The organism is Mesocryomonas lacus (assembly GCF_055730135.2).
Window position 1 is genome coordinate 45,297 of record NZ_JBUZWE020000012.1, and the last position, 26,330, is coordinate 71,626.

General features: G+C 67.5%; 16 protein-coding genes. 12 read left to right on the forward strand and 4 right to left on the reverse strand.

The genetic code is table 11. The annotated features are described in order from the left end of the window. Positions 1-146 precede the first annotated feature (146 nt). Genes ACZLZY_RS18335 through gltX form a run of 3 tightly spaced genes read left to right on the forward strand, consistent with a single transcriptional unit; the run spans position 147 to position 3,573 of the window. Complete coding sequence (locus ACZLZY_RS18335) at positions 147-1,814, forward strand: NAD+ synthase (RefSeq protein WP_472935005.1); 1,668 nt, start codon at positions 147-149, stop codon at positions 1,812-1,814. Between the two features lie 3 nt (positions 1,815-1,817). Continuing rightward, entirely contained in the window at positions 1,818-2,120 is a 303-nt protein-coding gene (locus tag ACZLZY_RS18340) for a hypothetical protein (protein ID WP_472935006.1), read from the forward strand. 46 nt (positions 2,121-2,166) lie between these two features. Then, positions 2,167-3,573, forward strand: coding sequence for a glutamate--tRNA ligase (gene gltX, locus ACZLZY_RS18345; RefSeq protein ID WP_472935007.1), 1,407 nt, complete (start codon positions 2,167-2,169; stop codon positions 3,571-3,573). A gap of 469 nt (positions 3,574-4,042) precedes the next feature. Here the strand turns inward: gltX and ACZLZY_RS18350 are convergent, their stop codons facing one another. Then, on the reverse strand, positions 4,043-6,343 hold the full coding sequence (locus ACZLZY_RS18350; protein ID WP_472935008.1) for an NADP-dependent malic enzyme: 2,301 nt from the start codon (positions 6,341-6,343) through the stop codon (positions 4,043-4,045). Between the two features lie 230 nt (positions 6,344-6,573). Between ACZLZY_RS18350 and ACZLZY_RS18355 the strand changes: the two genes are divergently transcribed. Beyond that, entirely contained in the window at positions 6,574-7,428 is an 855-nt protein-coding gene (locus ACZLZY_RS18355; RefSeq protein ID WP_472935009.1) for a UDP-2,3-diacylglucosamine diphosphatase, read from the forward strand. Continuing rightward, positions 7,428-8,456, forward strand: coding sequence for a glycosyltransferase family 4 protein (locus ACZLZY_RS18360; RefSeq protein ID WP_472935010.1), 1,029 nt, complete (start codon positions 7,428-7,430; stop codon positions 8,454-8,456). Before ACZLZY_RS18355 ends, ACZLZY_RS18360 begins: the two co-directional genes overlap by 1 nt. A gap of 8 nt (positions 8,457-8,464) precedes the next feature. On the opposite strand, the gene dgcA is transcribed toward ACZLZY_RS18360, so the two are convergent. Then, the gene (gene dgcA, locus ACZLZY_RS18365) at positions 8,465-9,451 is read right to left on the reverse strand and encodes an N-acetyl-D-Glu racemase DgcA (protein WP_472935011.1); all 987 of its coding nucleotides are present in this window, start codon (positions 9,449-9,451) and stop codon (positions 8,465-8,467) included. A 186-nt stretch (positions 9,452-9,637) separates the two neighbouring features. On the opposite strand from dgcA, the gene ACZLZY_RS18370 reads away from it, so the two are divergent. The 4 genes from ACZLZY_RS18370 to ACZLZY_RS18385 all read left to right on the forward strand — a co-directional run bounded on the left by ACZLZY_RS18370 (position 9,638) and on the right by ACZLZY_RS18385 (position 14,418). Further along, positions 9,638-10,825, forward strand: coding sequence for an ABC transporter permease (locus tag ACZLZY_RS18370; protein ID WP_472935012.1), 1,188 nt, complete (start codon positions 9,638-9,640; stop codon positions 10,823-10,825). Between the two features lie 115 nt (positions 10,826-10,940). Beyond that, a complete protein-coding gene (locus ACZLZY_RS18375; RefSeq protein WP_472935178.1) occupies positions 10,941-11,723 on the forward strand; it encodes an ABC transporter ATP-binding protein in 783 nt (260 codons plus the stop codon). After that, complete coding sequence (locus tag ACZLZY_RS18380; protein ID WP_472935013.1) at positions 11,723-13,669, forward strand: MlaD family protein; 1,947 nt, start codon at positions 11,723-11,725, stop codon at positions 13,667-13,669. The genes ACZLZY_RS18375 and ACZLZY_RS18380 overlap by 1 nt, the downstream gene beginning before the upstream one ends. Before the next feature lie 134 nt (positions 13,670-13,803). Beyond that, positions 13,804-14,418, forward strand: coding sequence for an ABC-type transport auxiliary lipoprotein family protein (locus ACZLZY_RS18385; protein ID WP_472935014.1), 615 nt, complete (start codon positions 13,804-13,806; stop codon positions 14,416-14,418). Positions 14,419-15,030: 612 nt separating this feature from the next. On the opposite strand, the gene ACZLZY_RS18390 is transcribed toward ACZLZY_RS18385, so the two are convergent. After that, entirely contained in the window at positions 15,031-23,313 is an 8,283-nt protein-coding gene (locus ACZLZY_RS18390) for an apolipoprotein A-IV repeat region-like domain-containing protein (protein WP_472935015.1), read from the reverse strand. Positions 23,314-23,843: 530 nt separating this feature from the next. Between ACZLZY_RS18390 and ACZLZY_RS18395 the strand changes: the two genes are divergently transcribed. After that, positions 23,844-24,215 (forward strand): Hpt domain-containing protein, encoded by a 372-nt coding sequence (locus ACZLZY_RS18395; protein WP_472935016.1) that lies wholly within the window; start codon positions 23,844-23,846, stop codon positions 24,213-24,215. Positions 24,216-24,328: 113 nt separating this feature from the next. Next, positions 24,329-24,649, forward strand: a complete 321-nt coding sequence (locus tag ACZLZY_RS18400) for a 2Fe-2S iron-sulfur cluster-binding protein (RefSeq protein WP_472935017.1) — start codon at positions 24,329-24,331, stop codon at positions 24,647-24,649. An 82-nt stretch (positions 24,650-24,731) separates the two neighbouring features. On the opposite strand, the gene ACZLZY_RS18405 is transcribed toward ACZLZY_RS18400, so the two are convergent. After that, a complete protein-coding gene (locus ACZLZY_RS18405) occupies positions 24,732-25,334 on the reverse strand; it encodes a DUF922 domain-containing Zn-dependent protease (protein ID WP_472935018.1) in 603 nt (200 codons plus the stop codon). Positions 25,335-25,457: 123 nt separating this feature from the next. On the opposite strand from ACZLZY_RS18405, the gene folP reads away from it, so the two are divergent. After that, the gene (gene folP / locus ACZLZY_RS18410) at positions 25,458-26,318 is read left to right on the forward strand and encodes a dihydropteroate synthase (RefSeq protein ID WP_472935019.1); all 861 of its coding nucleotides are present in this window, start codon (positions 25,458-25,460) and stop codon (positions 26,316-26,318) included. Positions 26,319-26,330: the final 12 nt, after the last annotated feature.

Consider the following 26,330-nt stretch of genomic DNA (forward strand, 5'->3'; position numbering starts at 1 on the left):
CCTGCCGCCGCAAAACGGGCCCCGGCATTGCCGCGGTTTCCGTTCGGGCTCGCGCCGCCGGTTCCCGCTTGATATGAGGCGGGTCATGCACCTGCCATATCCCCTTCGAAAGGGAAGCAGGATGAAATCTTGGCAAGGAGCCTCGCGTGACGCCAAACCGACTGAAGCTCGCCGTGGCCCAGCTCAACCCGGTGCTCGGCGACATCGCCGGCAACCTGGCGCTCGCCCGGAAGGGGCGCGCACAGGCTGCGGCGAAGGATGCCGACCTCGTGCTCTTCACGGAGCTTTTCATCTCCGGCTATCCGCCGGAGGACCTCGTGCTGAAGCCGGCCTTCGTCGCCGAGTGCATGGCGGCGGTGGAGACCCTGGCGCTGGAGACCGCCGATGGCGGTCCCGGCATGATTATCGGCTGCCCGCTGCGCACCGAGGCCGGCCTCTACAACGCCGTGGCAATCCTCGACGGCGGCAAGGTTCTGGCCTGGCGCTCGAAGGTGGACCTGCCGAACTACGGCGAGTTCGACGAGAAGCGCGTCTTCCAGGCCGGTGACATGCCGGGCCCGGTGAACTTCCGCGGCATCCGGCTCGGCATTCCCGTCTGCGAGGATATCTGGGGCCAGCTCGGCGTCTGTGAGACGCTGGCCGAGTCTGGCGCCGAGATCCTGCTCGTGCCGAACGGCTCGCCTTTCTACAAAGAAAAGCTCGACGTCCGTCATCAGGTGGTGCTGCGCCAAGTGATCGAGACCGACCTGCCCATGGTCTACGCCAACATGCTGGGCGGGCAGGACGACCTCCTCTTCGATGGCGGCTCCTTCGCCTTCCAGGCCGACCGCTCGCTCGCCTTCCAACTGCCGGCCTTCGACGCCGTTGTGGCGGTGACCGACTGGGTGCGCGGCGACGAAGGCTGGGTCTGCGAGAACGGCCCGGTGGCGACGATCCCCGCGCTCGACGAATCCGTCTGGCGCGCCTGCGTCCTTGGCTTCCAGGACTACGTCAACAAGAACGGCTTCAAGAGCGTCGTGCTCGGCATGTCCGGCGGCATTGATTCGGCCGTGGTCGCGGCGATGGCGGTCGATGCGCTCGGCAAGGACCGCGTCCATTGCGTGATGATGCCTTACCGCTACACCGCCGCTACCAGCCTCGAGGATGCGGAAGCCTGCGCCCGGGCGCTCGGCGTGCGCTACGACGTGGTCGAGATCGCCGCGCCGGTGGAGGGCTTCACCGCCGCGCTCGCAGGCCTCTTCGAGGGCCGCCCGGCGGATGTCACCGAGGAGAACCTGCAGAGCCGCGCCCGCGGCGTCATCCTGATGGCGATCTCGAACAAGTTCGGCGCGATGGTCGCGACCACCGGCAACAAGAGCGAGATGTCGGTCGGCTACGCCACGCTCTACGGCGACATGAACGGCGGCTTCAACCCGATCAAGGACCTCTACAAGACCGAGGTGTTCCGCCTCGCGCACTGGCGCAACGCCAACGTGCCGAACGGCTCGCTCGGCCGCGGTGGCATCGTCATTCCCGAGCGCATCATCACCAAGCCGCCCTCGGCCGAGCTGCGCGAGGACCAGAAGGACGAGGATTCGCTGCCGCCCTACGAGATCCTCGACGCCATCCTCGAGCACCTCGTCGAGCATGACGGCAGCGTCGACGCGCTGGTCGAGCGCGGCTTCGACCGTGACACGGTCAAGCACATCGAGCGGCTGCTGTACATCGCCGAGTACAAGCGCCGGCAGTCGGCGCCGGGGGTGAAGGTGACGCGCAAGAATTTCGGCCGCGACCGCCGCTACCCCATCACCAACCGCTACCGCGACGGGGCCTGAGCCATGGACGAGATCTCGCTGGATTCGATCGCCGCCGCCTCGCTGGTGCTCGCGGTGCTGTTCGCGCTGCGCTACTTCCTCGCCATGCGCCGCATCTTCCAGGAGGTGCCGAAGCCCGAGGGTTTTGGTCTCGTCGGCTATTTCAAGGCGCCGCAGCGCGGCGCCTATGGCGAGGACATGGAGCCGAACCGGCGCTATGCCTCGCGCCAGTTCCACCAGGGCGCGGTGTTTCTCGTCGTCGGCCTCGGCCTCTTCGCCTACCTTCTCGTCACGGGAACGCCGATCACGCTGGGCCAGGGGATTTGAGCGCGCCGCGCGCGTCGTCCCGCCTCACCACACAGGAAACCGCCCGATGAGCCCGACCGTCCGCTTCGCCCCGTCGCCGACCGGCCATATCCACATCGGCAACCTCAGAACCGCTCTGTTCAACTGGCTGCTCGCCAAGGAGAACGGCGCCGGCGGGCACTTCATCCTGCGCTATGACGATACCGACATCGCCCGGTCGCGCGTCGAGTACGCCGACTCGATCCTTGAGGACCTTGTCTGGCTCGGCCTCCATCCGGACGCCGTCTACCGCCAGTCCGAGCGCATCGGCCATTACGACGCGGCGGTCACGCTGCTGCAGCAGAAAGGCCTGCTCTATCCCTGCTACGAGACGGCCGAGGAACTTGACCGCAAGCGCAAGCGCCTAGCCGCGCGTGGGCTGCCGCCGGTCTATGGCCGAGATGCGCTGCGGCTGAACGAGCTGGAGCGGCAGGAACTGGAAGCCGCAGGCCGGCAGCCGCACTGGCGGTTTCTCCTGCCGAACTTTGCCAGTGATCCCAGTCAGCCGGTCCGCACCGAGGTCAGCTGGAACGACCTCGTCCGCGGGCCGCAGAGCGTCGACCTCGCCTCGCTGTCGGATCCGGTGCTCGTGCGCGAGGACGGCAGCTATCTCTACACGCTGCCGTCCGTCGTCGACGACGGCGCGATGGGCATCACCCACGTCGTCCGCGGCGACGATCACGTGACCAATACCGGTGTCCAGATCGCGCTTTCCAAGGCGCTTGGGCTTAAGGTGCCAGAATACGGCCACCACAACCTCCTGACGACGCTCGACGGCGAGGGCCTGTCAAAACGCTCCGGCGCGCTGTCGCTGCGCTCGCTGCGGGCGGATGGTATCGAGCCGATGGCCGTCGCCTCGCTCGCCGCCCTCGTCGGGCTCTCCGGCTCGATCGAAGCGGTGCCGAGCCTGTCCGCGCTGGGGGAGCGGGTGAAGCTCTCGGACGTCTCCTCTTCGGCCTCGAAGTTCGACCCGGCCGAGGTCGAGCGGCTGAACGCCGAGCTGGTGCACGGCTATGGCTACGCCGACGTCGCCGAGCGCCTGGCCGGCATGGGCGTGCCGGAGGATCGGGCGGAAGCCTTCTGGCTGGCCGTGCGCGCCAACTGCGCGCGGGTGTCGGATGCGGCGGTCTGGCGCGACATCGTGTTCGGCGATCTGCCGATCGAAGCGGGGACGGTGGCCGAGCCTGCTTCGGCCGCTTCGACAGAAGAGGACCGCGCCTTCCTCGCCACAGCCTTCGATCTGCTGCCGCCCGAGCCATGGTCGCACGACACCTGGAAGGCGTGGACCGCCGCGGTGAAGACCGCCACCGGCCGCAAGGGCAAGCCCCTTTTCATGCCGCTCCGTCAGGCGCTGACGGGCCTCGACCACGGCCCGGAACTGGCGGATTTGCTGCCGTTGATCGGGCGCGAGCAGGCGCTGGCGCGGCGGCCGTAAGCGGAAGGGCGAGAGGCAAGGAAAAGGGGTGCGGGCAGGGCAACGGAGCGCAAACCCCTCCGTTTCGTCATCCCGGGCTTGACCCGGGATCCATTCCAAACCGTTGAACGTGACTGGTTCGGTAGACCTTCCCGATCATTCTGCACGGGACTGCAAACCTCTGCGCGGAGGCATGGGTCCCGGCTTAAGGCCGGGATGACGAACCTGAGAGGTTTGCTGCACGAGAACGCAAAGGTTCTTGGCACGACGCGTCGAGGTAGCCCGTAGCGCAAGGGGCGCGGGGCGCAGACGCCTCAGCTTCGTCATCCCGGGCTTGACCCGGGATCCATTCCGAATCGCTGAACACCGTTGATTCGGTAGACCTTCCCGATCATTCTGCACCGGACTGCTAGCCTCTGCGCAGAGGCATGGGTCCCGGCTCAAGGCCGGGATAACGAACCGGAAAAGCGCGCTCCCAGCCTCAACCTTCTCACCCCCGCTGCACCGCCTCCGCCACCGCGATCGCGGCCATGTTGACCACGCCGCGCGACGTCACCGACGGCGTCAGCACGTGGGCGGGCGAGGCGGCGCCCAGCAGGATGGGGCCGACATGCAGCGAATCCGTCATCGCCTTTACGACGTTGAGGGTGATGTTGGCTGCGTCGAGGTTCGGGAAGATCAGGAGGTTCGCCTCGCCCGAGAGTGTCGAGTTCGGCATGACCTTGCGGCGCAGGGCTTCGTTGAGGGCAACGTCGCCGTGCATCTCGCCATCGAGCTCTAGGTCGGGCATGCGCTCGCGCACCAGTTTCAGCGCCTGGCGCATCTTCTTGGTCTGCGGCGTCTCGTCCGAGCCGAAGTTCGAGTGGGAGACGAAGGCGCCTTTCGGCTCGATGCCGAAGCGGCGGATCTCGGTGGCGGCGTGGACCGTCATTTCCGCGAGGTCCTCGGCGCTCGGGTCGCGCTGCACATAGGTGTCGAGGAAGAATTTCGCGCCTTGCTGAGAGATAAGAAGGCTCATCGCGGCGAACTTGTTGGTGCCGGGCTCAACGCCGATGACCTGGCGGATGTCGACGAGGTGCGGCGAATAGCGGCCCTCGAGGCCGCAGATCATCACGTCGGCCTCGCCGCGCGAGACCGAGACGGCGGCGATGACAGTGGTGTTGGTGCGCACCACCGTGCGCGCGGTGTCGGGGTTGACGCCCTTGCGGCCGACCTTCTCGAAATAGTGGTCGACATAGTCGCGGTAGCGCGGATCATCCTCGGGGTTCACCACCTCGAAATCTGTGCCGGGGCGGATGCGCAGGCCGTAGCGTTCTAGCCGGCTGGCGATGACGGCGGGACGGCCGACGAGGATCGGCACGCCGATCTTGTCCTCCAGCATCACCTGCGCGGCGCGCAGCACCCGCTCGTCCTCGCCGTCGGCGAAGATCACCCGCTTGCCGCTGTTCTTGGCGATCTGGAAGATCGGCTTCATGATCAGCCCGGTGCGGAAGACGAACCGGTTGAGGATGTCCATGTAGGCGCCGAAATCCTCGATCGGCCGCGAGGCGACGCCGGTCGCCGCCGCCGCCTTCGCCACGGCCGGGGCAATCTTCAGAATCAGCCGGGGGTCGAAGGGCGAGGGGATGATGTATTCGGGTCCGAAGATCGGCGTCTCCGAGCCGTAGGCTTTTGCGGCGACTTCCGAGACCTCCTCGCGGGCGAGCGCCGCAATGGCGTCGACGGCGGCGATCTTCATCTCCTCGTTGATCGTCGTCGCGCCGCAGTCGAGCGCGCCACGGAAGATGTAGGGGAAGCAGAGGACGTTGTTGACCTGGTTCGGGAAGTCCGAGCGCCCGGTGCAGATCATCGCATCCGGCCGGACCGCGCGCGCGAGGCTCGGCATGATCTCCGGCGTCGGATTGGCCAGCGCCATGATCAGCGGACGCGCCGCCATCTTCTCGAGGAGTTCAGGCTTCAAGACGCCGCCGGCCGACAGGCCGAGGAAGATGTCGGCACCCTCGATCGCCTCGCTCAGCGTGCGCATCTCGGTATCGCGCGCGTAAACCTCCATCCAGCGGTCGGTGCGCTTGCCGCGGCCGATATAGACGACGCCGTCGATGTCGGTGGCGGTAATGTTCTCGAGCTTCGCGCCCAATGCGACGAGAAGGTTGAGGCAGGCGATGGCGGCAGCGCCCGCGCCCGAGGAGACGATCTTGACGTCCTCGATCTTCTTGCCGTTGAGCTCCAGCGCGTTGCGCACGGCGGCGGCGACGATGATGGCGGTACCGTGCTGGTCGTCGTGGAAGACCGGGATCTTCATCCGCTTGCGCAGCTGCTCCTCGACCTCGAAGCATTCCGGGGACTTGATGTCCTCGAGGTTGATGCCACCGAAGGTCGGCTCCAGCGCTGCGACCACCTCGACGATGTGGTCGATCTCGGTGGCATCGATCTCGATGTCGAAGACATCGATGTCGGCGAACTTCTTGAACAGGACGCCCTTGCCCTCCATCACCGGCTTGGAGGCGAGGGGGCCGATATTGCCGAGGCCGAGAACCGCGCTGCCGTTCGACAGCACGGCGACGAGATTGGCGCGGCTGGTGTAGACGGCGGCGAGCGAGGGATCGGCGGCGATGGCGAGGCACGGGGCGGCGACGCCGGGGGAGTAGGCGAGCGCGAGGTCGCGCTGGTTGCCGAGCGGCTTGGTCGGCTGGATCGCGACCTTACCGGGCTTCGGATAGCGGTGGTAGAACAGCGCCTGCTCGTCGAGATCGCCCGTGTTCGGCCTGGCGTCGGTGCTATTTTCGGACATGGCGTCCCCCGTTCATTTCAGCTGCTGCGGCCGTCTTAGACGAAGTCGAACCGTTCTGGAAATTGCCGCCTGGCATTTTGTCGGGAGTTTCGCTTTGCCGTCGACGTAGGCCCCTCCGAGTGCCGTTCGATCGGCTGCCACCCTGCTCTCAGCCATCGTCGTCAGCCTGCACCGTCACACGCATGCAATGAGAATCGGCCATTGGCAGGAGGGCGAGGGGAGCGAACAGGATGGCGACCATGCATCAGCTGACCACGGCGCGACACTTCCGCACGCTGTTCATCTCCGACGTGCATCTCGGCTCCAAGGCCGCCCAGGCCGAGCTCTTGATCGACTTCCTCCGCCTGCACGACTGCGAGAAGCTCTATCTCGTCGGCGACATCGTCGACGGCTGGCGGCTGAAGCGGGCTTGGCACTGGCCGCAGGCGCACAATGACGTCGTCCAGAAGCTGCTGCGTAAAGCGCGCAAGGGGTGCGACGTCGTCTATATCCCCGGCAATCACGACGAGTTCCTGCGCGACTTTCCCGGCCAGCACTTCGGCGGCATCGAGGTCAAGCAGAACGATGTCCATGTGACCGCCGACGGAAGGCGCTTCCTTGTGATGCATGGCGATGAGTTCGACGTCGTCGTGCGCAATGCCCGGCTCATCGCCTATCTCGGCGACTGGGCCTACGACACCGCCATCGCCGTCAACGTCGTCTTCAACAAGCTGCGCCGGGCGCTGGGCTTTCCCTACTGGTCGCTGTCGTCCTGGGCCAAGCTCAAGGTCAAGAACGCCGTCAACTTCATCGGCGCCTTCGAGACGCTGCTGGCCGAAGAGGCGGTGCGGCACGGCTGCGACGGCATCATCTGCGGCCACATCCACCATGCGCAGATCGCTCGGCGCGGCGGCGTCGAATACATCAATACCGGCGACTGGGTGGAAAGCTGCACCGCGGTCGGCGAGCGCCATGACGGCTCGTTCGAGCTGATCTACTGGACGGCGGCGGCCAGCAAGGCGCGCGCGCAGGCGGAGGCTCTGGCCGACGGCATCGCCGCCATGCCGGCCGCCGAGCGCCAGACTTCTGCGGTGGAGGCAGCCTGATGCGGATCCTGATCGCCACCGACGCCTGGACGCCGCAGATCAACGGCGTGGTGCGCACGCTGTCGAGCCTTGCCGACGAGCTGCGCGGCCGCGGCCACGACGTGCTCGTCGTCTCGCCGCAGGATTTTCGCACCGTGCCGATGCCGACCTATCCGGAGATCCGTCTGGCACTGGCGAGTTCCTACCGGTTGGGGCGGATCATCGCCGAGTTCAAGCCGCAGGCCATCCACATCGCCACCGAAGGGCCAATCGGCATGGCGACACGCCGGGCCGCCATCGCCGCCGGTCGGAGCTTCACCACGAGCTTCCACACCCGTTTTCCGGAATACCTGCGCCAGCGCGTGCCGATCCCCGAACGCTTCAGCTATGCCTACCTCCGCCGTTTCCATGCCGCGGCCAGCGCGTGCCTGGTGCCGACCGAGGCGGTTCGGCGGGACCTTGCCGAGCGCGGCTTTAAGAACCTCGTCACCTGGACGCGCGGCGTCGACACCTCGGTGTTCAAGCCGCGCGAGCCGATCGATTTCGGTCTGCCCGGCCCGATCTTCCTCACCGTCTCGCGCGTCGCGCCGGAGAAGAACCTAGAAGCCTTCCTGATGCTCGACCTGCCGGGATCGAAGGTCGTCGTCGGCGACGGCCCGGCTTTGGCGGAACTGCGGCAGCGCTATCCAAAAGTGCATTTCGCGGGGTCGCAGACCGGTGAGATGCTGGCGCGCCACTATTCCAGCGCCGACGTTTTCGTTTTCCCGTCTAAGACCGATACTTTCGGCATCGTGCTGATCGAGGCGCTGGCCTGCGGGGTTCCGGTCGCCGCCTACCCGGAGCCCGGCCCGCTCGACGTGATCGCCGGCACCCGCGCCGGCTGCATCTCCGACGACCTGCGCACCGCTTGCCTCGCCGCCCTAGGTCTCGACCGGGCGGAGGCACTCGACCGCTCGCGCGCCTTCACCTGGTCCACCTGCGCCGACATCTTCATCGACACCGTCTCGGCCCGCCCACCGGTTGCCGTACCGCTGCCGATGGCGGGGTAGGGCCGAGTCTATCCCCATAGAGCCGGAGTTGGCGGGGCGACCGTCTCGCCATCGTAGACCAGTCCGTCGGGTCGGTCCGACGCCAGCAGCAGCGGGCCGTCGAGGTCGATCAGGTCGGCGGTCTGGCCGAGCAGGACCGCCGGAGCCATCGCGAGCGAGCTCGAGACCATGCAGCCGACCATCACCCCGAAGCCGTGCCGGCGGGCTTCCGTTACGAGATGCAGCGCCTCAGTCAGCCCGCCGGTCTTGTCGAGCTTGACGTTCACGAAGTCGTAGCGGCCGACCAGCGCGGCGAGATCCTGCGTCTCGTGCAGCGATTCGTCGGCGCAGACCGGTACCGGATGGGCGAGGGTGGCAAGCGCGCCGTCCTGGCCGACCGGCAGCGGCTGCTCGATGAGAACGGCGCCGGCAGAGGCTGCGGCCTGCATGTTCTCGGCAAGGTTTTCCGCCGTCCAGCCTTCGTTGGCGTCGAGAATCAGCCGCGCTCCTGCGGCGGCCGCGTGCACGGCGCGGATGCGGGCGATGTCGCCCTCGGGCGCGCCGAGCTTGATCTTGAGGAGACCCCGGCCGCCTGCTGCCCGCGTTGCCGAGGCCATCGCCTCGGGGGGTCCGAGCGATATCGTATAGGCAGTCTCCAGCGCTCTCGGCGGCGACGGGCAGACCAGCGCCGCGACGGAGGCGCCGTCCAGCTTCGCCTCGAGATCCCACAGCGCGCAATCGACGGCGTTCCGGGCGGCGCCTGCCGGCATGGAAGCCTGCAATTCCTTGCGCGACAGGCCTTTCTCGATCAGCGGACGCACCGCTTCGATCGCCGCCGTCACGCTCTCGACCGTCTCCCCGTAGCGGGCATAGGGAACGCATTCGCCGCGGCCGCGCTTATCGCCGTCGGAAAGCGTGGCGACGACGACGACCGCCTCGGTTTTCGACCCCCTGGAAATGGTGAAGGCCGTGGCGAGCTGAAAGCGCTCGACTGTGACTGAAAGACGACGCGGCATGAAAATTCCTCGGCCTGTTCGAGCTCATCGCGGATTGCGATGACAAACCGTGTATGGACGGTTAACGACGCCGCGCGCTAGGGAGCGCCGCAACGTCGGGCGGGCGCCGCCGGGCATGTCAGGCCACGGACGCTTCTTGGCATAAGGTGTCCGAGTATCGGGCGATAGAAGGTTTCGACCACAGGCATGACGGACAACCCAGCCGCCGAGACACGCGCCGACAAGGATGGGCGCCGCACAACGGCGCCTGCCCTGGTCGCTGACAAGGGTGAAGGCGGCCTCGTGCTGACTCTTTCCGGCGACTGGCTGGCACGGACCATCGGCAGCATCGAGAAGACGGTTTCTGATACGGGCAAGTCCGACCTCGGCAAGTCCGTAACGATGGACCTCGGCAGCGTCGGGCGGGTCGATACCGCCGGCGCGCTGCTGGTTGAAAAAATGTCGCGCCAGCTTTCCGACGGCGGTCGCTCGGTCGAGATGTCGGGCGTGCGGGAGAAGGACGGGGCGCTGTTCGAGGCGGTGCGTTCCGCGATCGACCGGGCGCGCCCGGAGCCCGAGGTTGCCAAGCGCAACCGCGTGGTCGCCGCGCTCGACGGAATCGGGCGCGGCGTCTACGGGCTCTATGACGAGGTCGTCGTCGGCCTTAACATCATCGGCTCCTCGATTTACGGCGCCGGCCGCCGCGTCACCGGCAAGACGCAGCTACGCTTGCCGGCGATCATCACCCAGATGGACAGGATGGGCGTTCGCGCGGTGCCCATTATCGCGCTGATGAGCTTCCTGATCGGTGCGGTCATCGCCCAGCAGGGCGCCTTCCAGCTGCGGAACTTCGGCGCCGAGATCTTCGTCGTCGATCTCGTCGGAATTCTGCAGCTGCGCGAGATCGGCGTGCTGCTGACCGCCATCATGATCGCCGGCCGCTCCGGCAGCGCCATCACCGCCGAAATCGGTTCGATGAAGATGCGCGAGGAAGTCGACGCCCTTCAGGTGATCGGCCTCAACCCGATCGGCGTCCTCGTCTTCCCTCGCCTGGTGGCACTGACGCTGGTATTGCCGCTGCTGGCCTTCATCGCCGACCTGATGGGCCTTGCCGGCGCTATCGTCGTCACCTGGATCTATTCCGGCATTCCGCCGGCCGCCTTCGTCCAGCGGCTGCGCGAGGCGATCGACATTGGCACCATCCTCGCCGGCCTGATCAAGGCACCGTTCATGGCGATCATCATCGGCGTTGTCGCCTCGGCCGAGGGCATGAAGGTCGGCGGCAGCGCCGAGAGCCTCGGCCTCCACGTCACCACCTCCGTCGTCAAATCCATTTTCCTCGTCATCCTCGTGGATGCTTTCTTTGCGATCTTTTATGCATCCATCGGATTCTGACCCGTCTGGCCGCGGCCCGCCCGCCGCACAAGACGATGCCGCGGTGACGGCGACCGGCAACGGTGCGCCTTCTCCCGCACCGGCCCCCGAAAAAGGGGGAAACGACGACGACATCATCATCCGCGCCCGCGACGTCACCGTGACCTTTGGCACCAAGACCGTGCTGGATGGGCTGTCGCTCGACGTGCGTCGCGGCGAGATCCTCGGCTTCGTCGGCGGTTCCGGTCAGGGCAAGTCGGTTCTGCTGCGCACGATCCTCGGCCTGAACCAGAAACAGTCGGGCACGATCGAGGTTTTCGGCATTGACTACGACAAGGCTAATGACGACGAGCGGCTGGCGGTCGAGCAGCGCTGGGGCGTTCTCTTCCAGCAAGGCGCACTGTTCTCCTCGCTCTCGGTGCTGGAGAACATCCAGGTGCCGATGCGCGAATATCTCGACCTGTCGCCGGCGCTGATGGACGAGCTGGCGCGGTTGAAGATCGATCTTGTCGGTCTTGCTCCGGATGCGGCGGAGAAATTTCCGTCCGAGCTGTCCGGCGGCATGATCAAGCGCGCCGGTCTGGCGCGCGCGCTGGCGCTCGATCCCGACATCGTCTTCCTCGACGAGCCGACCTCCGGCCTCGACCCGATCGGCGCGGCGGATTTCGATGAATTGATCATGACGCTGCGCGATACGCTGGGTCTCACCGTGTACATGGTGACCCACGATCTCGACAGCCTGTACCAGGCCTGCGACCGCATCGCCGTTCTCGGCAACAAGAAGGTGATGGTCGAGGGGCCGCTCGAGACCATGCTCGCCTTCGATGACCCTTGGGTCAAATCCTATTTCCACGGCAAGCGTGCCCGCACCATCGTGCACCAGGACAAGTCCGCCGGCGCCAGCAAGGGAACGAAGTGATGGAAACCAGAGCCAATTATGTTTTGGTCGGCATCTTCTCGGTGGTCGTGCTGGTGCTCGGCTTCGGCTTCGTCTGGTGGTCTGCCAATGTCTCGGGCGACGATACCCAGACGCCACTGCTGGTACGGATCGAGGGTTCGGTCACCGGCCTCAGCGTCGGCAGCCAGGTGCTGTTCAACGGCCTGAAGGTCGGTGACGTCCGCAATCTGCGGATCGATCCGAACAATCCGCGCGTCGTCATCGCCACCACGCGGGTCGACGGGACCACGCCGATCACCACCTCGACCCGCGCGACCATCGGCTTTGCCGGCCTGACCGGCCAGGCCTTCATCGAGCTGAAGGGCGGCGACAACACCGAGCGCAACATCATCGCCTATGCCCGCGAGCAAGGCGCCGTGCCGGTCATCAAGGCCGATCCGTCCGATGTGACCGACATCCTCGCCACCGCCAAGGACATCGCCCAGCGCGCCGACAACATCCTCTCGCAGTTCGAGGGCATGGTGAAGGACGTCGGCCCGGCCGTGCGCACGACCGCGGGCAACATCACCGCGACATCCGAGAACGTGAAGGTCTTCACCGACAGCCTCGCGAAGAATTCCAACCAGATCGACGACTTCCTGCAGAGCGTCAGCCGCCTCGCGGGAACGGCGAACACTGTCGCCGAGGCGCTTCCCGACGCCATCCGTTCGGCGCAGAACGTTATCGAGGCCGTCAATCCGGACTCGGTGCGCACCACCGTCGACAACGTCGCGGCTATGTCGACGACCTTGCGCGCGCAGGCGGACAACATCGCCGGCGTCGTCGACTCCGTGAAGACAGCCGCCACCAGTGTCGGCCGCGTCGGCGACACCATCCAGAAGAACACGCCGGGGATCGACCGCTTCCTGTCCAATCTCGGCCCGATCTCCGATACTGCCACGAGCGTCGCAACCAAGCTGGACTCGGCGCTCGGATCTGCCGACCGGATCCTGGCGGCCGTCAATCCGACGGAAGTCACCTCCACCATCGACAACATCTCGGCCGCCGCCCGCAACGTCTCCGAGGTCTCGACCCTCATCGGCGCGCAGCGTGAGGCGATCGGCGAAGTCATCACCAACGTGTCGGGTGTCACCCGCAACCTGAAAACCGTCACCGACAGCGTCGCGGCAAACGGGCCGGCGATCAACGGCTTCCTCGCCAACCTCGGCCCGATCGGCGAAAACGCCAGTGCGGCGACAATCAAGCTGAACCGCACGCTCGACGACGCCAGTGCTCTGGTCTCGGGCATCGATCGCCGACGCATTTCAGAAGTGGTCGACAACGTCGCGGCGCTGGTTTCCGGCGTCCGGGCCAAGACGCCGCAGATCCAGTCCGTGATCGATGGCCTCGATACCGCACTGCGCACCGTCGATACGACGCTGACCGGCTTCAACGGCACCCGCAGCCGCGTCGACGCGATCCTGGCCGGCGTCGATCCGGACGTCGTCAATCGGACCATGACCGACGTCTCGTCGGCCACCCGCAACGTCGCCCGGGCTGCCGACTCGATCGCCGGGGTCGCCAACGACGTCGGCGCCCGCCGCAACGACATCAACCGGGTGATCGACAACGCCGTGGCGATCTCGAGCAAGGTCAACACCGCCTCGACACGCCTCGACACGGTGCTCGCCTCGCTCGACCGGCTGCTCAATGCCGACAGCACCGAGGGCCTTGCCAAGGAAGCGAGCCAGACGCTCGCCGCCATCCGCCAGACGGCCGCCAGCATCAATGCGCGCATTGGGCCGATCGCCGACAACATCCAGAACTTCTCCGGCAATGGCCTCAACGAGGTGCGGACGCTGGTGCGGGACGTGACCCGGTCGGTCAACCGCATCGAGGGCGCGGTCACCGACTTCCAGGCCAATCCGAGCCGCATCATCTTCGGCGGCGACGAGGTGAAGCAGTTCGACGGCCGCAAGCGGCGGTAAAGGCAACCAGCGGCCGCGCGGGGAAGACCACCGCGGCCGCGCTAAGGCATTGACACCGGCCGGCGCGTTTGAAGATCGTGCTCTGGCCGCGACAGAGTGGGCGGATGCTTCCGCCGGGCGTTGAGGAAAAGACCATGCATGCATCGATCCGGACGACCCTGGTCGCTTCCCTGGCGCTCGCCCTAGCCGGCTGCGCCTCGCTCAGCGGCACCACGCCGCCCGATACCTACGAGCTTGCCGCGCCGCGGACGGAAGCCCGGACGAGTGCCCGGACCAAGGTGCAGATCCTGATCCCCGAGCCGACGGCGACCAAGACGCTCGACGGCAACCAGATCGTCATCAAGCCGACGCCCTATACGGTCGAATATCTCGGCCAGAGCCAGTGGAGCGATCGCCTGCCGGCGCTGGTGCAGGCGCGCTTCGTCCAGGCCTTCGAGAACACCGGCCGGCTCGCGGCCGTCGGCGTGCCGGGGCAGGGCCTCGCCATCGACTACCAGGTCGTCGTCGCCATCCGGAAGTTCGAGGTCGACGTCGACAAGGGCAATACCGCGGTCGTCGAGTTCTCCGTCAAGGCGCTGAACGACCGCAACGGAACTGTCCGAGCAACGCGCGTCTTCACCGCGACCGCCGCCGTTGGCGGTGTCGACACCAGCACCACCGCCGGCAAGGCCGCCTATGTCGCGGCGCTCAACGCCGCTTTCGCCAAAGCCACCACCGACGTCGTCGCCTGGACGCTGTCGCTGGTCTGAGCGTCGGCGTTCTCGAGGGAAGGTGGGCTTCAGTCCATCACCCCGCGGCTGGCGGAAGCATCAAAGGGCCGGACTCCTCGAAAGGAGTCCGGCCCTTTTGCGTTCGTGCGTGGCGTGCCGTTGGGGAGCGGGAGTGCATGTTGCCAACGGGCCCAGCAGCAGCCGTCGCGAGACGTGCCAGTCGGCCTGGTTCATGTTCCGCTGAAGAGTCGCTTTGGCCGGCTAAGTCCATAAGAGAATTGAATAAGTTTTGATTCGCTCTCCGTCGTGAGAAGCGGCCAGCGCATGGGCGTCCGGCGGCCTTGGCTTTCGAAACTAACCGTCCACGGCCTCTGGCAGAGAGCCAACCGCTCTGCTTCGGCGCACCGGTTCGGAGTAGAGGGCCAAAATGACCGGACGGCGTTGCCTCGAATGACCCAGCAAAAACTCTGAGCCTTCCCCGACATGACGCTTCCGAGGGGTATCGCGCCCTCCGAGGAGTTGATGGCTGCCCGTCTGCGATGGGCCCGTAGCCCCGCGGCACCTGCGCTGTCCCTGGCCTCCATGAGAAAAGGGGCGGTCTCTTTCGAGACCGCCCCTTTGTCTAGGTCAGGTGCTGCTGTTGCCGTCCTGTCAGCCGTCGAAGCGGCCGGAGGCATGGGCCAGCATGGTGTAGACCTTGCCGGTGTCGGAGCTGAGATAAGTTCGCGTCAGCGTGTTGTCGGTGTCCTTGCGGGAGACGTCCGTCAAGAGGTTCTCGAAGTCGGCGATGTAGCGGTCGACAGCCGAGCGGAAATCCGTGTCGCGTTGATACTTGCGGCGGATCTCGTCGAAGGTCTGCTGGCCCTTCATGGTGTAGAGCCGGCGGGTGAACACGTTGCGTTCGCCCTTGCGGTAGCGGTCCCACAGCTCGACCGAGGCGTTGTGGTCGATCGCCCGGGCGATGTCGACCGACAGCGAGTTCAGCGATTCAACCACATGCGCGGCGGACCGACCCTCGGCCTTGGCGGGTTCAGGCGCCGTCTCCGGTGCGGCGTGGGCTTCCTCGTCCTCCTCGCGGGAGGCGCGGCGCAAGAGGTCGGAGACCCAGCCGCCGCTCTTGGCTTCGCTCGCCTCTGCCTGGCGCAGCGGGGCGGCGCTCGGCGTCAGCATGGCGGGGGGACGCTCGACCTCGGCCGTGCCGCGCTGTTCGCGGGTGAACTCGGCGCCATGCGTCCCCGTCATCCGCGTCTCTAGCATGCGGTCCTCGGCAACCTGCTGCTCGGGCGCTGCCTGCTCGATCCGACGCTCCGGCTCGGCCGGACGCTGGGCGACCGCTGCCGTCTGGCCGCCGGCCGACGGGCCGGACTGGCGCAGTTCGGCGCGCGGCTGCGGCTGGGCTGCCGGACGCCGGCTGCCGACGTCGAAGGCACGGCCCGACTGCGAGACGATGTCGCTGAGATCGCGCAAGGCGCGGATCTGGTCGGACACGGCCCTGCGCATCGCCTCGGTGCTCTCGCGGGCCTGCTCGGGCAGCTCGAAGACGCCGCGCTTGATCTCCTCGCGGGTCTGGCCGAGCTCCTCACGGATCACGGTCGCGGTCTTGCGCATCTCGTCGGTCGCGCCGCTGAAGCGCTTGGTCGCATCCTCGACCACCGACAGAACCGCCGTACGGATTTCCGAAGCCGCGTTCCGCGAGCGGGTCTCGACGGCCTCGAGCTGCTTATCGGTCTCGCCGAGCGAGGCGCCGACTTCCGACGACAGGCGGGCGGAGAGCATGCGCGAGCGCTGCTCGGTGCGCTCGAACAGGCCGTCGACGACCTCCTCGAACGACCGCATGAGATCGCCGATCTCCTCCGAGCGCGAGACGAGGCCGGCGGAGAGTGTCTCCAGGCCGTCGCGGCGCTCTTCCAGCGTCGTCTGCAGGTTGGACTGGGCGGAGTCCAGCAGCTGCGCCGCTTCCTGCAGCAGGTGGCCGTGGTCGTCGAAGCGCTCGGCGATCGAGGCGACCTTGCCGTAGGTGGAGGACGACAGCTGGTCGAGGCGGGCGAGGTTGCCGTCGAGCAGCTTCGAGGAGGCCGAGAGCTGCTCCACGGCGCGGTCGGCGCCGTTGGTGAAGCGGCTGCTGGTCTCCTGCAGCGTCGAGTCGATCGCGCCGAGATTGCCGCTGGCCTCCTCGACGAGGCTGCGCAGCGCGCCGTTGGTCTGCGACAGGCGGTCAATCAGCGCGTCGATGTCCTGCGACAGCGCCTCGCGCATGTCGGTCACGAGGCCGACCGCATCATTGGTGCGGGCATCGAAGCCGGCAAGGATCTCGCCGGACGACTTGCTGAGCGTCTCGACCGTCTCCCCGGCGCGGCGGCCGAGGGCTGCGATGAGCGCCGCGTTCTCGGACCGCAGGCGGTCCGACGCGTTGCGGGCGGAGACGTCGATCATCTCGGCGACCGCCGTGCCGCTCTCGGTGAAGCGCTCGACCAGCGGGCGGGCCTCTTCCTCGATCAGGCGGGCGATTTCGGCGCTGCGCTCGGCAAGCAGCTCGTTCAGCGCCTTGGTCTTCTCGTCGAGGTCGCCCGTCAACAGGCGGGCCCGCGAGGCGAGCGACCGCTCGGAGCTGGCGATCTTGCCGATCAGTTCCTCGCTGAAGCTCGCGGCACTCTCGATGAGCTGGCCGCGGGCCTGGTCGGTCTCGACCCGGATCTGGTTGCCGACGCCGGCGAACTGCGCGGCGATCTCGGCGCTTTGGGCGATGATCGCGTCGCGCGCCATGTCGGCATCCCGCAGCAGGATGGCCGAGGCACCGGCAACGTCGTCGCGCAGGCGACCAGAAATGTCGGTGAGCTCGCGTTTCATCGATGCCGAGGCGCCGTCGAGCTCGCCACGGATGGTCGACGCGACTTGGTCGAGCTCGCCGCGCAGCGCCGTCGACGAACCGCCGATGGTTTCCGACAGCTCCCGCGAGAGATCGGCGAGTTCGTTGGCGAACCGGGCACTGCGGGCGTCGAGCGCTTCGCTCGCACGATCCGCCTCACTGCTGATCCGCTCCGACACGCCGCCGATGCGGCTGGCGAAGGCCTCGGTGTTGTCTGCGATGACGAGGCGAGCCTCGTCGCTGCGCTGGCGGATGACCTCGGCCGCGGCGACGATCTCGGCGGCGATCGCCTCGGCGTCGGCACGGAACCGATCACGCGAGTCGCCGCTGGCGTCGCGGAGCAGGTCGACCGCGCCGGTGACCTGGCCGGCCATGGCCTGGACGACGTCGCCGATGTTGTGGCGGGCTTCCTCGCCGCGCTCGCGGATGGCGACCGCTGCTGCTGCAATCTCCTCGGCGATCACCGCGGCATCGCGGCGGAACAGGTCTCGGGTCTCGTCGCCGGCATCGCGCAGACGATCGGACACGCGGTCCATCTCGGCCGCGAGGGTCGCTGCCTGCTCGGCGATGATCTGCCGGGCCGCGTCGCTGCGGGCGCCGAAAGACGACGTGGCGGTGGTGATTTCCTCGGCGATGACCTCAGCGTCGCGGCGGAACAGCGCGCGGCTTTCGTCGCCGGCATCGCGCAACCGGTCGGATGCGAGGTCGAGTTCGGTCGACAGCGTGGCGGCCTGCTCGGCGATGATCCGCCGGGCGAGTTCGCTGCGGTCGCCGATCGAGGCGGTGGCGGAGATGATTTCCTCGGCGATGACGGCCGCATCCTGGCGGAAGCGGTCGCGCGATTCGTCACCCGCGGCGCGCAGCAGGTCTGCCGCCGTCGCGAATTCGCCGACGAGGGCACCGGCCTGGTCGCTGAACTCGGCGCGGCTCTCGATCGCGTCGGCCCGGAGCCTGTCGGCGACTTCCGACAGGCCGCCGACGAACTCGGTGGCAAGAAGCGCCAGCCGCTCGCGGGAGGCCTCGGCCTCGGCCCGCATGGCCAGCGATGCGCCGCCGAGTTGCGTGGCGAAGACGGCGCCTTCGCCGATCAGCGTCTCGCGCACCGAAGTCGCCTCGTTGCGCATTTCCTTCGAGACGGCGGCAACGGAGAGCGCCAGGGCCTCGGCCTCGCCGGTGAACCGGTCGCGGGCCTCGGCGGCGAGCGTGCGCAGTGTTTCCGACGCGCTTTCGACGGTGCGGGCGATGCGGCCACCCTCGGCCGACAGATCGCCGTGCGCCGCCTCCGCCTTCTCCTTCAGGTCGTCGGCAATGCCGGCAAAGCGGGCGGACAGCCGCTCGGCTTCGTCGGCGATCTTCAGGCGCGCTTCCTCCGTGGAGGCGGCGACGATGCCGCCGAGGCCGGCGACGGCGCTGGCCAGCGACACGGTCTCGCCCTCGAGGCCGGCGCGGGCGCGCTCGGCTTCTTCGGTCATCGTGGCGGTAGCGGTGGTGATGGCGCTGCGCAGCGCGTCCGCGACAAGGGCCGCGCGGGCGTTCAGCGTGCGCTCGACATTGCCGAGGCCGCGCTCGAGCGCCGTCGAGATCGCGTCAGTGCGCTGGTCGATCGCCGACGTCAGGCCGGTCTGGCCGTTGTCGAGGGCGGTGACGAGATCGGCACGGCGCGCTTCCAGCGACCGGCTGACCTCTTCGACGCTCTGCTCGATCGAGCGGCGGACGTCGTCCGCACGGTCGCCGAGCGTCGCCGCCGCAGAGCGGGTGACCTCGTCGAGGAGCCCGGAAATGCCATCCCGCTTTTCTTCGAGGACGGCGACCAGCCGCCCATCGACATCGCTGAACGCAGCGGTGAAGCGCTGCACGCTCTCGTCGAGACGCACAGTGAGGTGCTCACTGCCGCGACCAAGTTCGGTGACGAGACGCTCCGTGCGCTGGTCGAGACCGGCGAGCAGCGTACCCTCGGAGCCGTCGACCATCTTGTGGATGGTCTCCATACGCTCGTCGAGGCGGGTGGTGAGGCTCTCGCTGCCACGCTCAAGGAGGGTAGCGAGGCGGGTCGCGCGGTCGTCGAGCCCGGAGGACAGACGGGCCGCACGCTGGTCGAGGCCGGCGAGGAGCGAGCCTTCCGAGCCGTCGACCATTTTATGGATGACGCCCATGCGGTCGTCGAGACGCTGGGTCAGGCTCTCGCTGCCGCGGTCGAGCTCGGCGGCAAGACGCAGCGCGCGCGCCTCGAGTTCGACGGAAAGGCGATCGGTGCGCTGGTCGAGGCCGGCCAGCAGAGTGCCTTCGGACGCGTCGACCAGGGAGCGGATCGACTGCATGCGTTCGTCGAGCCCGTCGACCATCTGGGCGCGGGCCGCTTCGACCATGTCGCGAAGCTCGGAAGTGCGCGTCTCGAGATCGGAGGACAGGCGTCCGGTGCGCTGGTCGAGGCCGGCCAGGAGCGTGCCTTCGGAACCGTCGACCAGGGCGTTGATCGACTGCATCCGGGCGTCGAGGCCGTCGAGCAGCTGCGCACGTGCGGCTTCGACGATGCCGCGGAGATCTGAAGCACGGATTTCAAGGTCGGAGGAGAGGCGTTCGCTCCGCTGATCGATGCCGGCCAAGAAGGCTCCTTCGGAACCGTCGACCAGAGCGTTGATCGACTGCATGCGGGCGTCGAGCCCGTCGAGCAGCTGGGCACGAGCGGCTTCGACGACACCGCGGAGGTCCGACACGCGGCTTTCGAGGTCGGAAGAGAGGCGTTCGGTGCGCTGGTCGAAGCCAGCCAAGAGTGTTCCCTCGGAACCGTCGACCAGGGCGTTGATCGACTGCATCCGCTCCTCGAGGCCGTCGAGCAGCTGCGCGCGGGCAGCTTCGACGATGTCGCGCAGATCCGATGCGCGGGTCTCGAGGTCGGCGGACAGCCGCTCGGTGCGCTGGTCGAAGCCGGCCAGCAGCGTGCCTTCGGAGCCCTCGACGAGGGTGTTGATCGACTGCATCCGCGCGTCGAGACCGCCGAGCAGCTCGGTACGGGCGGCTTCGACGATGCGGCGGAGGTCCGAGGCGCGGGTCTCAAGGTCGGAGGTGAGGCGCACGGTGCGCTGGTCGAGGCCAGCCAGCAGCGTTCCCTCGGAGCCGTCGACCAGCGAGTGGATCGACTGCATGCGCTCGTCGAGACCGTCCAGCAGCTGCGAACGGGCAGTCTCCACGATGTCGCGTAAGCCGGCGGCACGGGCGTCGAGACCCTCGTTGAGCTGGCGGGTGCGGGCTTCGAGATCGCCGGAAAGGGTCATGGTGCGGTCGTCGAGGCCGACAACGATCTGGTTGCGCGAGTCTTCGACCACGGCGCGCAGCGTCTCGACGCGGCTGACGAGATCGTCGGTGATGCCGTTGACGGCCGTCTCAAAGGCCGTGCGGATGCCGCCGACGCGCTCGTCGAGCGCCCCGACCAGCGTCTCATGCGTCTCCTGCGCCAGACTGCGCAAAGTCTCTGTGCGGTCGCCCAGCGCCGTGCTGAGGGCAGCATGGCGGGCGTCGAGCGTCTCCACGAGGCCAGTCTCGGTCTCGCGCAGCAGCTTCTCGGTGGCCGTGATGCGGTCGGCAAGATCAGTGCCGAAGCTGGCGGCCCGCGTGTCGAAGCCATCGAACAACCGGGTCGAGCGATCGTCGATCGCACCGACGAAGATGTCGGCCTTTTCGGCGAGCAGCGTTTCGATGGCCAGGCGACGCTGGTCGAGCATGTCGGCGATGCTCTTCGTGCGCTGGTCGGTGCCGGCGCCGAGCGAGGTCTCAGCCTGCTCGAGGATGGTCTGCAGCCGGTCGACATTGCCCTCGATCGAGGCGCCTATCGAACCGGCGCGCTCCTCGAGATTGCCGATGAGGCTCTGGTGGGCGAAGGCGAGGGTGGTCTCGAGGTCTTCGGTGCCGTTCTTCAGGGCCGACTCGAGCGAGCCGATGCGCTCGTCGACGGTGCGGCTGAAGCTGCCGGCATTCTCGTCCATGATCGACCGGAAACCGGCCATCCGCTCGTCGAGGAGCGTGCGGATTTCGGCGGCGCGGCCTTCGAGCGTCGATCCGGCGAGCGCCACGGCGGCGCCGGTGGAGGTGGCCAGCTCGCCCTGGGCGGTGGCGACCGCCTCGGAAATCTCGCGGCTGCGCTCGGCGAGCGTGCGGGCGAACTCGACCGAACGCTGCTGCAGGGCATTGGCGATGCGGTCGCTGGACTCGACGATGGTCGAGGTGCGGGTCTCGATGGCCGAGACCAGGGCGCCGCCGCGGTCGCTGAGGGTTGCCTCCAGCCGGTCGAGGCGCTCGTCGATGTTGCCGATGGTCTCGCTGTTCTTCTCCGACAGCATCTCGGCCGCGCGCTCGGTGCGCTCCTGCAGGCCAAGGGTCAGGAGATCAAGGAAGCGGGTGCTCTCATCCGTGAGGGTGCGCGAGCGCTGGTCGAGCGTCTCACCGAGAGCGTCCATGAAGGTCTTACCGTCGCTCTCCAGCCGCTCGGTGCGGGTGGAGAGGAGGCCGGCGACGGCATCGCCCGACACCTGCAGGCGCTGGCTGAGTGTCTCGCTCATCTCGCCGATGGTGCGCGTCATCGCCTCGGTGCGGTCCTGAAGCTCGGTGGAGCGGGCTTCGAGGAGGCCCGTGACGGTCTCGCCGGTGACCTGCAGCCGCTCGGTCGCGGCCTCGGCGCTCTGGTTGATGCGGGCAACGAAGCCCTCGCTCGACGCATCGAGCCGCTCGCTGGCGATGCGGCTCTTGTCCTCGAACAGCGAGGCGAGGTCGGCACTGCGGGCGGTGTAGATCTGCGACAGCTCGTCGCCGCGGCTTTCCAGGAGGCTTTCGAATTTGGTCGAGGCATCCTCGATCCGGCGGAGGATTTCGTGCGAGGCGGTGTCGACGTCCTCGACCAAGCGCTGGTGCGAACCGACGACGGAGGAGCGCAGCTTCTCGGCATGGCTCAGCATCGCCTCGCGCTCGGCGGCGAGATCGTTGACGAGCGAGCGGATGCGCACCTCGTTGTCGGCATAGGACCGCTCGAGCGCGGTCACCTCGGAATGCACCAAGGTCTCGAGTTCCGACGTGCGGGCGAGCGCCCGCTCGACGCCTTCGCCGAGCGCCGAGACTTCACGGCGAACCGCCTGGCCGACGCTCATGACGCGCTCGGTGGCGACGCTCTCCGGCTCGGCGAGGCGCAAGGCCACCTCGGCCATCGAGCGGCTCATCAGCCGCAGCTCGGACGAGCGGCGGACCATGACGGCGAAGGCGAAGATCAGGAGGATCGGTGCGAGCGCCAGGGCAGTGACGACCAGCAGCCCGGTCGAGCGGGTCAGCTCCGCAGCGCTGCCGGGGAGGGTGAAGAGATTGGCGCCATAAACGCCGTAGCCGAGGAAGACGGCCAGGCCAAACCAGAGCGCCGAGACGATGGCGGCGATCACCAGCGGTGTGCGCGATGGACGGCGCGACAGCATCGCCTGCGCGATCACCGAGGAACGGCGCAGCTCGTCGTTCGCCGGAACCTTGCGGTTGCTGGCGGGAGCATTGGCGGCGGTCATCGGGACCGAGCTTGCAGGGATGTCCTTCGCCGGGGTCGGTCGAGCCGGACCAGCGGTACCGGCGCCGGCGGAAGAAGGAGCCGGTGCGCTGTCGGCGGCTGGCGACGCCGGTGTTGATGCGGAGGAGGCCGAGACGGACGCGGACGGAGCCAATGGCCGCTGGCGGATGGTCCCGGCGGCGTCGCGCCCGGCGGTGCCGCCCGCGGCAGCGGCGGCGGTCGCGGTGTTGGCAGCGGCGAAGGCGGCAGCGCCAACCGCGGCACCGGTGGTCGCTTCCATCAAGGGGACGTCGACGGACTGGAAGGCGCCGGTCGCCTCCTCGATCTGCCGGTCGAATTCGGTAAACGCGAAGTCGATGTCGATCGTGTCGGCGCTCAGCGTTGCCGCTTCGACATGGCCCTCGGCCTCGCCACCGATGTCGATGGTCTCGGCCTCCGCCGTCGCGTCCGTGGGCATGAAGTCGGCCGTCAGCGCGGCTTCGAGTTCGTCCAGCGCCCCTTCGGGCAGCGTGTCGGAAGTCTTGATGTTCGCCATGTGCGGTCGCGCCTCATACTCGTTACGCCGACCCGCCTGAGGGCCGCATCCCGATACTCGAGCCGAAGCCGGTGCATCCGGCTGAAGTCTCGGGGACGATCCGCGTGCGCTCCCGAGGGAGCACGCGCGGCTTTGGTCATCTTGCATGGTAGTTACGGGCGTTTTCGAAAGAAACCGTAAAACCCGACGATCCTTACAAGTTTAAACATAAGGTTAACGACAACGCTAAAATCCGAGATTTTTCGCCTGCAGACGCTGGTGGGCAGGGGCTCGGCCGGCGGCGTCCGACGTCTCGGACCGTCCAGCCCCGGCTATGCCCTTAGCCAACCATCGTTTTTTGTCGACGGTTCCATGTTTCGTCCGCCCGCCCTGTGGAAGTGAGCCGGCAACGTTAATCCACTCTACACCATCTACGGGCAGCATTGAATGCTGGGGCGGCATTCGCCTGTGAATCCAGCGCCGCGCACGAACGGTGTGCAGCAAGCCCGAAACGCGGGCTTCGCAGGACGCCCGACGACGGAGACGAGGCCATGCGCCAACCCAACCCATCCTTCAGCGCCGGGCCTCCCAAAAGGACTGCGTGCCCATCGCGTGGACGGCCGATCGATCTCGTCCACCTGTCGCGTCAGACGCTGGGTGACAACGCGCTGGAGCAGGAGGTGCTCGGGCTGATGGGCCGCCAGATCGAGGTCTTCGCCTGCCGGATCGACCTTGCGACCGACGAGGAGCGGCGGCACATCGCCCACGCCTTGAAGGGCGCGGCGCGCAACATCGGCGCCTTCGCTTTGGCCGATGCAGCGGAGGTGTTCGAGCAAGCGCCCGCCGACGGCACCGCCCGCGCGGCGCTGGGCGACGAGATGCGCCGGACGTCCGCCTTCATCACCGGCCTCAACCCCGGCTGAGCGGCGCACCGGCCGGGACGGTCCGGCGCTAACTGGAACTGTTCCAGCCTGCGGTTGACTTCCGCGCGACCGAGCCGCTAACCCATCTGACGAAACGCAAGCGGCAGGGCTCCATGACGCACATCACCTTCGTCACCCATGGCGGCGAGCGCTACGAGGTCGAGGCGCCCAACGGCAGCTCGGCGATGGAGGCGGCGATCCGCAATTCGGTGCCAGGCATCGATGCCGAATGCGGCGGCGCCTGCGCCTGCGCGACCTGCCATGTCTACGTCGACGCGGAATGGACGGCGGTCGTCGGCGAGCCCGAATCGATGGAAGAGGACATGCTGGATTTCGCCGTCGACATGCGGCCGAACTCACGGCTCTCCTGCCAGATCCGCATCCGCGACGAACTCGACGGCCTGGTGCTGACCATTCCCGAGCGCCAGTCCTAACAAGACAGGCGGCCGCAGGCTGTTGCCTCGGTCCTGATCCACGGCAGGCGCCGTTCCCTTGGAACGCGCTTGACTGATGCTGCTATTCTGCCGACGCGGCCTCGATGTTGCGTTTCAAGAGGCGCCGAAGCCGCATGTTCATCTCGCGGCCCTCGACCACGTCGAACTGAACCTGCTCGGCCTGGTGGGCCGCGAGATAGCGCGCGCTGACGGCGTTGACGCGGGCTTCCATCGCCTCGCAGGTTTTCTCCGGCGCAAGGTTTCGCAACGCGCTTTCCATCCGGCGGACGTAGCTGCGGGCGATTTTCGCGTGGTCGTTCTCGTGCCGGGCGATATCGTCCGAGAGCGTGTTCCAGATCACCGCGACGCTCGGCGAGGCGCTCTTGGGCGATGTCCACTTCGGCAGTGTCTTGACCAGCCGCAGCGTCAGCTGGGTGCGGGCGACCTTGCACCGCGCGCCAACCGGGAGATAGGTGACCTTGCCGTCGAACTTCACCTCGGTGGCGCCGGGGTGGCGCATGTTCGTGCCGGCCATCAGCGGGCCCTTGCGGCCGAGATCGCGGTCGAGTTCTTCGAGCGTGGTGCCGGTGACCGAGAAATATTTCGTCTGTTCGCGGATGTCGGCAGCCCGAACGGTCATTGACGTGCCGAAAAGGATCGCGACAAGCGAGAGAGTGCGCAGCATCATCGTCTCCGACGCGGTCGTGGATAGCTGGCCACGCTACCGCAAGCGGGCGTTGATACAAGGACCTAGCCTAACACCATTGTGCGACCGATAGGTTGCCAACGGGTATCTGAAGGGAATGGCATGCTGCCTTTGAAGCCGCGTGGCGGGACATGGCAGGTCGGACACGGCCGCCAACTGGTGCTGGGCGACCGCGCCTGCATCATGGGTATCCTCAATGTGACTCCGGACAGCTTCTCGGACGGCGGCCGCTACGCCGGCGTCGAGGCGGCGGTGTCGGCGGCGCTGCAGATGGCCGCCGACGGCGCTGAGATCATCGACATCGGCGGCGAGTCCACCCGGCCGGGCGCGACGCCCGTGTCGCCGGAGGAGGAGCAGCGGCGCATCCTGCCGGTGATCGCCGCGCTCGCAGGCCGGACCGACTGCCTGATCTCGGTCGATACCTACCGCGCCGAGACGGCGCGGCTGGCGGTGGCGGCGGGCGCGCACATCGTCAACGACGTGTTCGGGGCGCAGAAGGACCAGGCCATCGCGGCGGTCGCGGCGGAGACCGGCGCCGGCCTCTGCCTGATGCACACCGGGCGCGAGCGCGACAAGCTGCCCGACGTCATCGAAGACCAGTTCCACTTCTTGGAGGCTTCACTGCGGATCGCCGAGGCGGCGGGCGTCGCGCGCGAGAAGATCGTGCTCGATCCGGGCTTTGGCTTCGCCAAGGATGGGCCGGAAAACATGGTGCTGATCGCCCGGATGGGGGAACTCCGGGCGCTCGGCTATCCGCTCCTCGTCGGCACGTCGCGCAAGCGCTTCGTGCGCGGCGCGATCGGGCGGGAGGATCCCGAGCCGGATTATGCCACCGCGGCGACGAGCGTTCTGCTGCGCGAGCGCGGCGCCGACATCTTCCGCGTTCATAACGTGCCGGCGAGCCGTGATGCGCTGGCGATCGCCGATGCCTTGCGGGCTGGGGTGGAGGGGCGTCAGTGGTAAAGGAGACGCGGC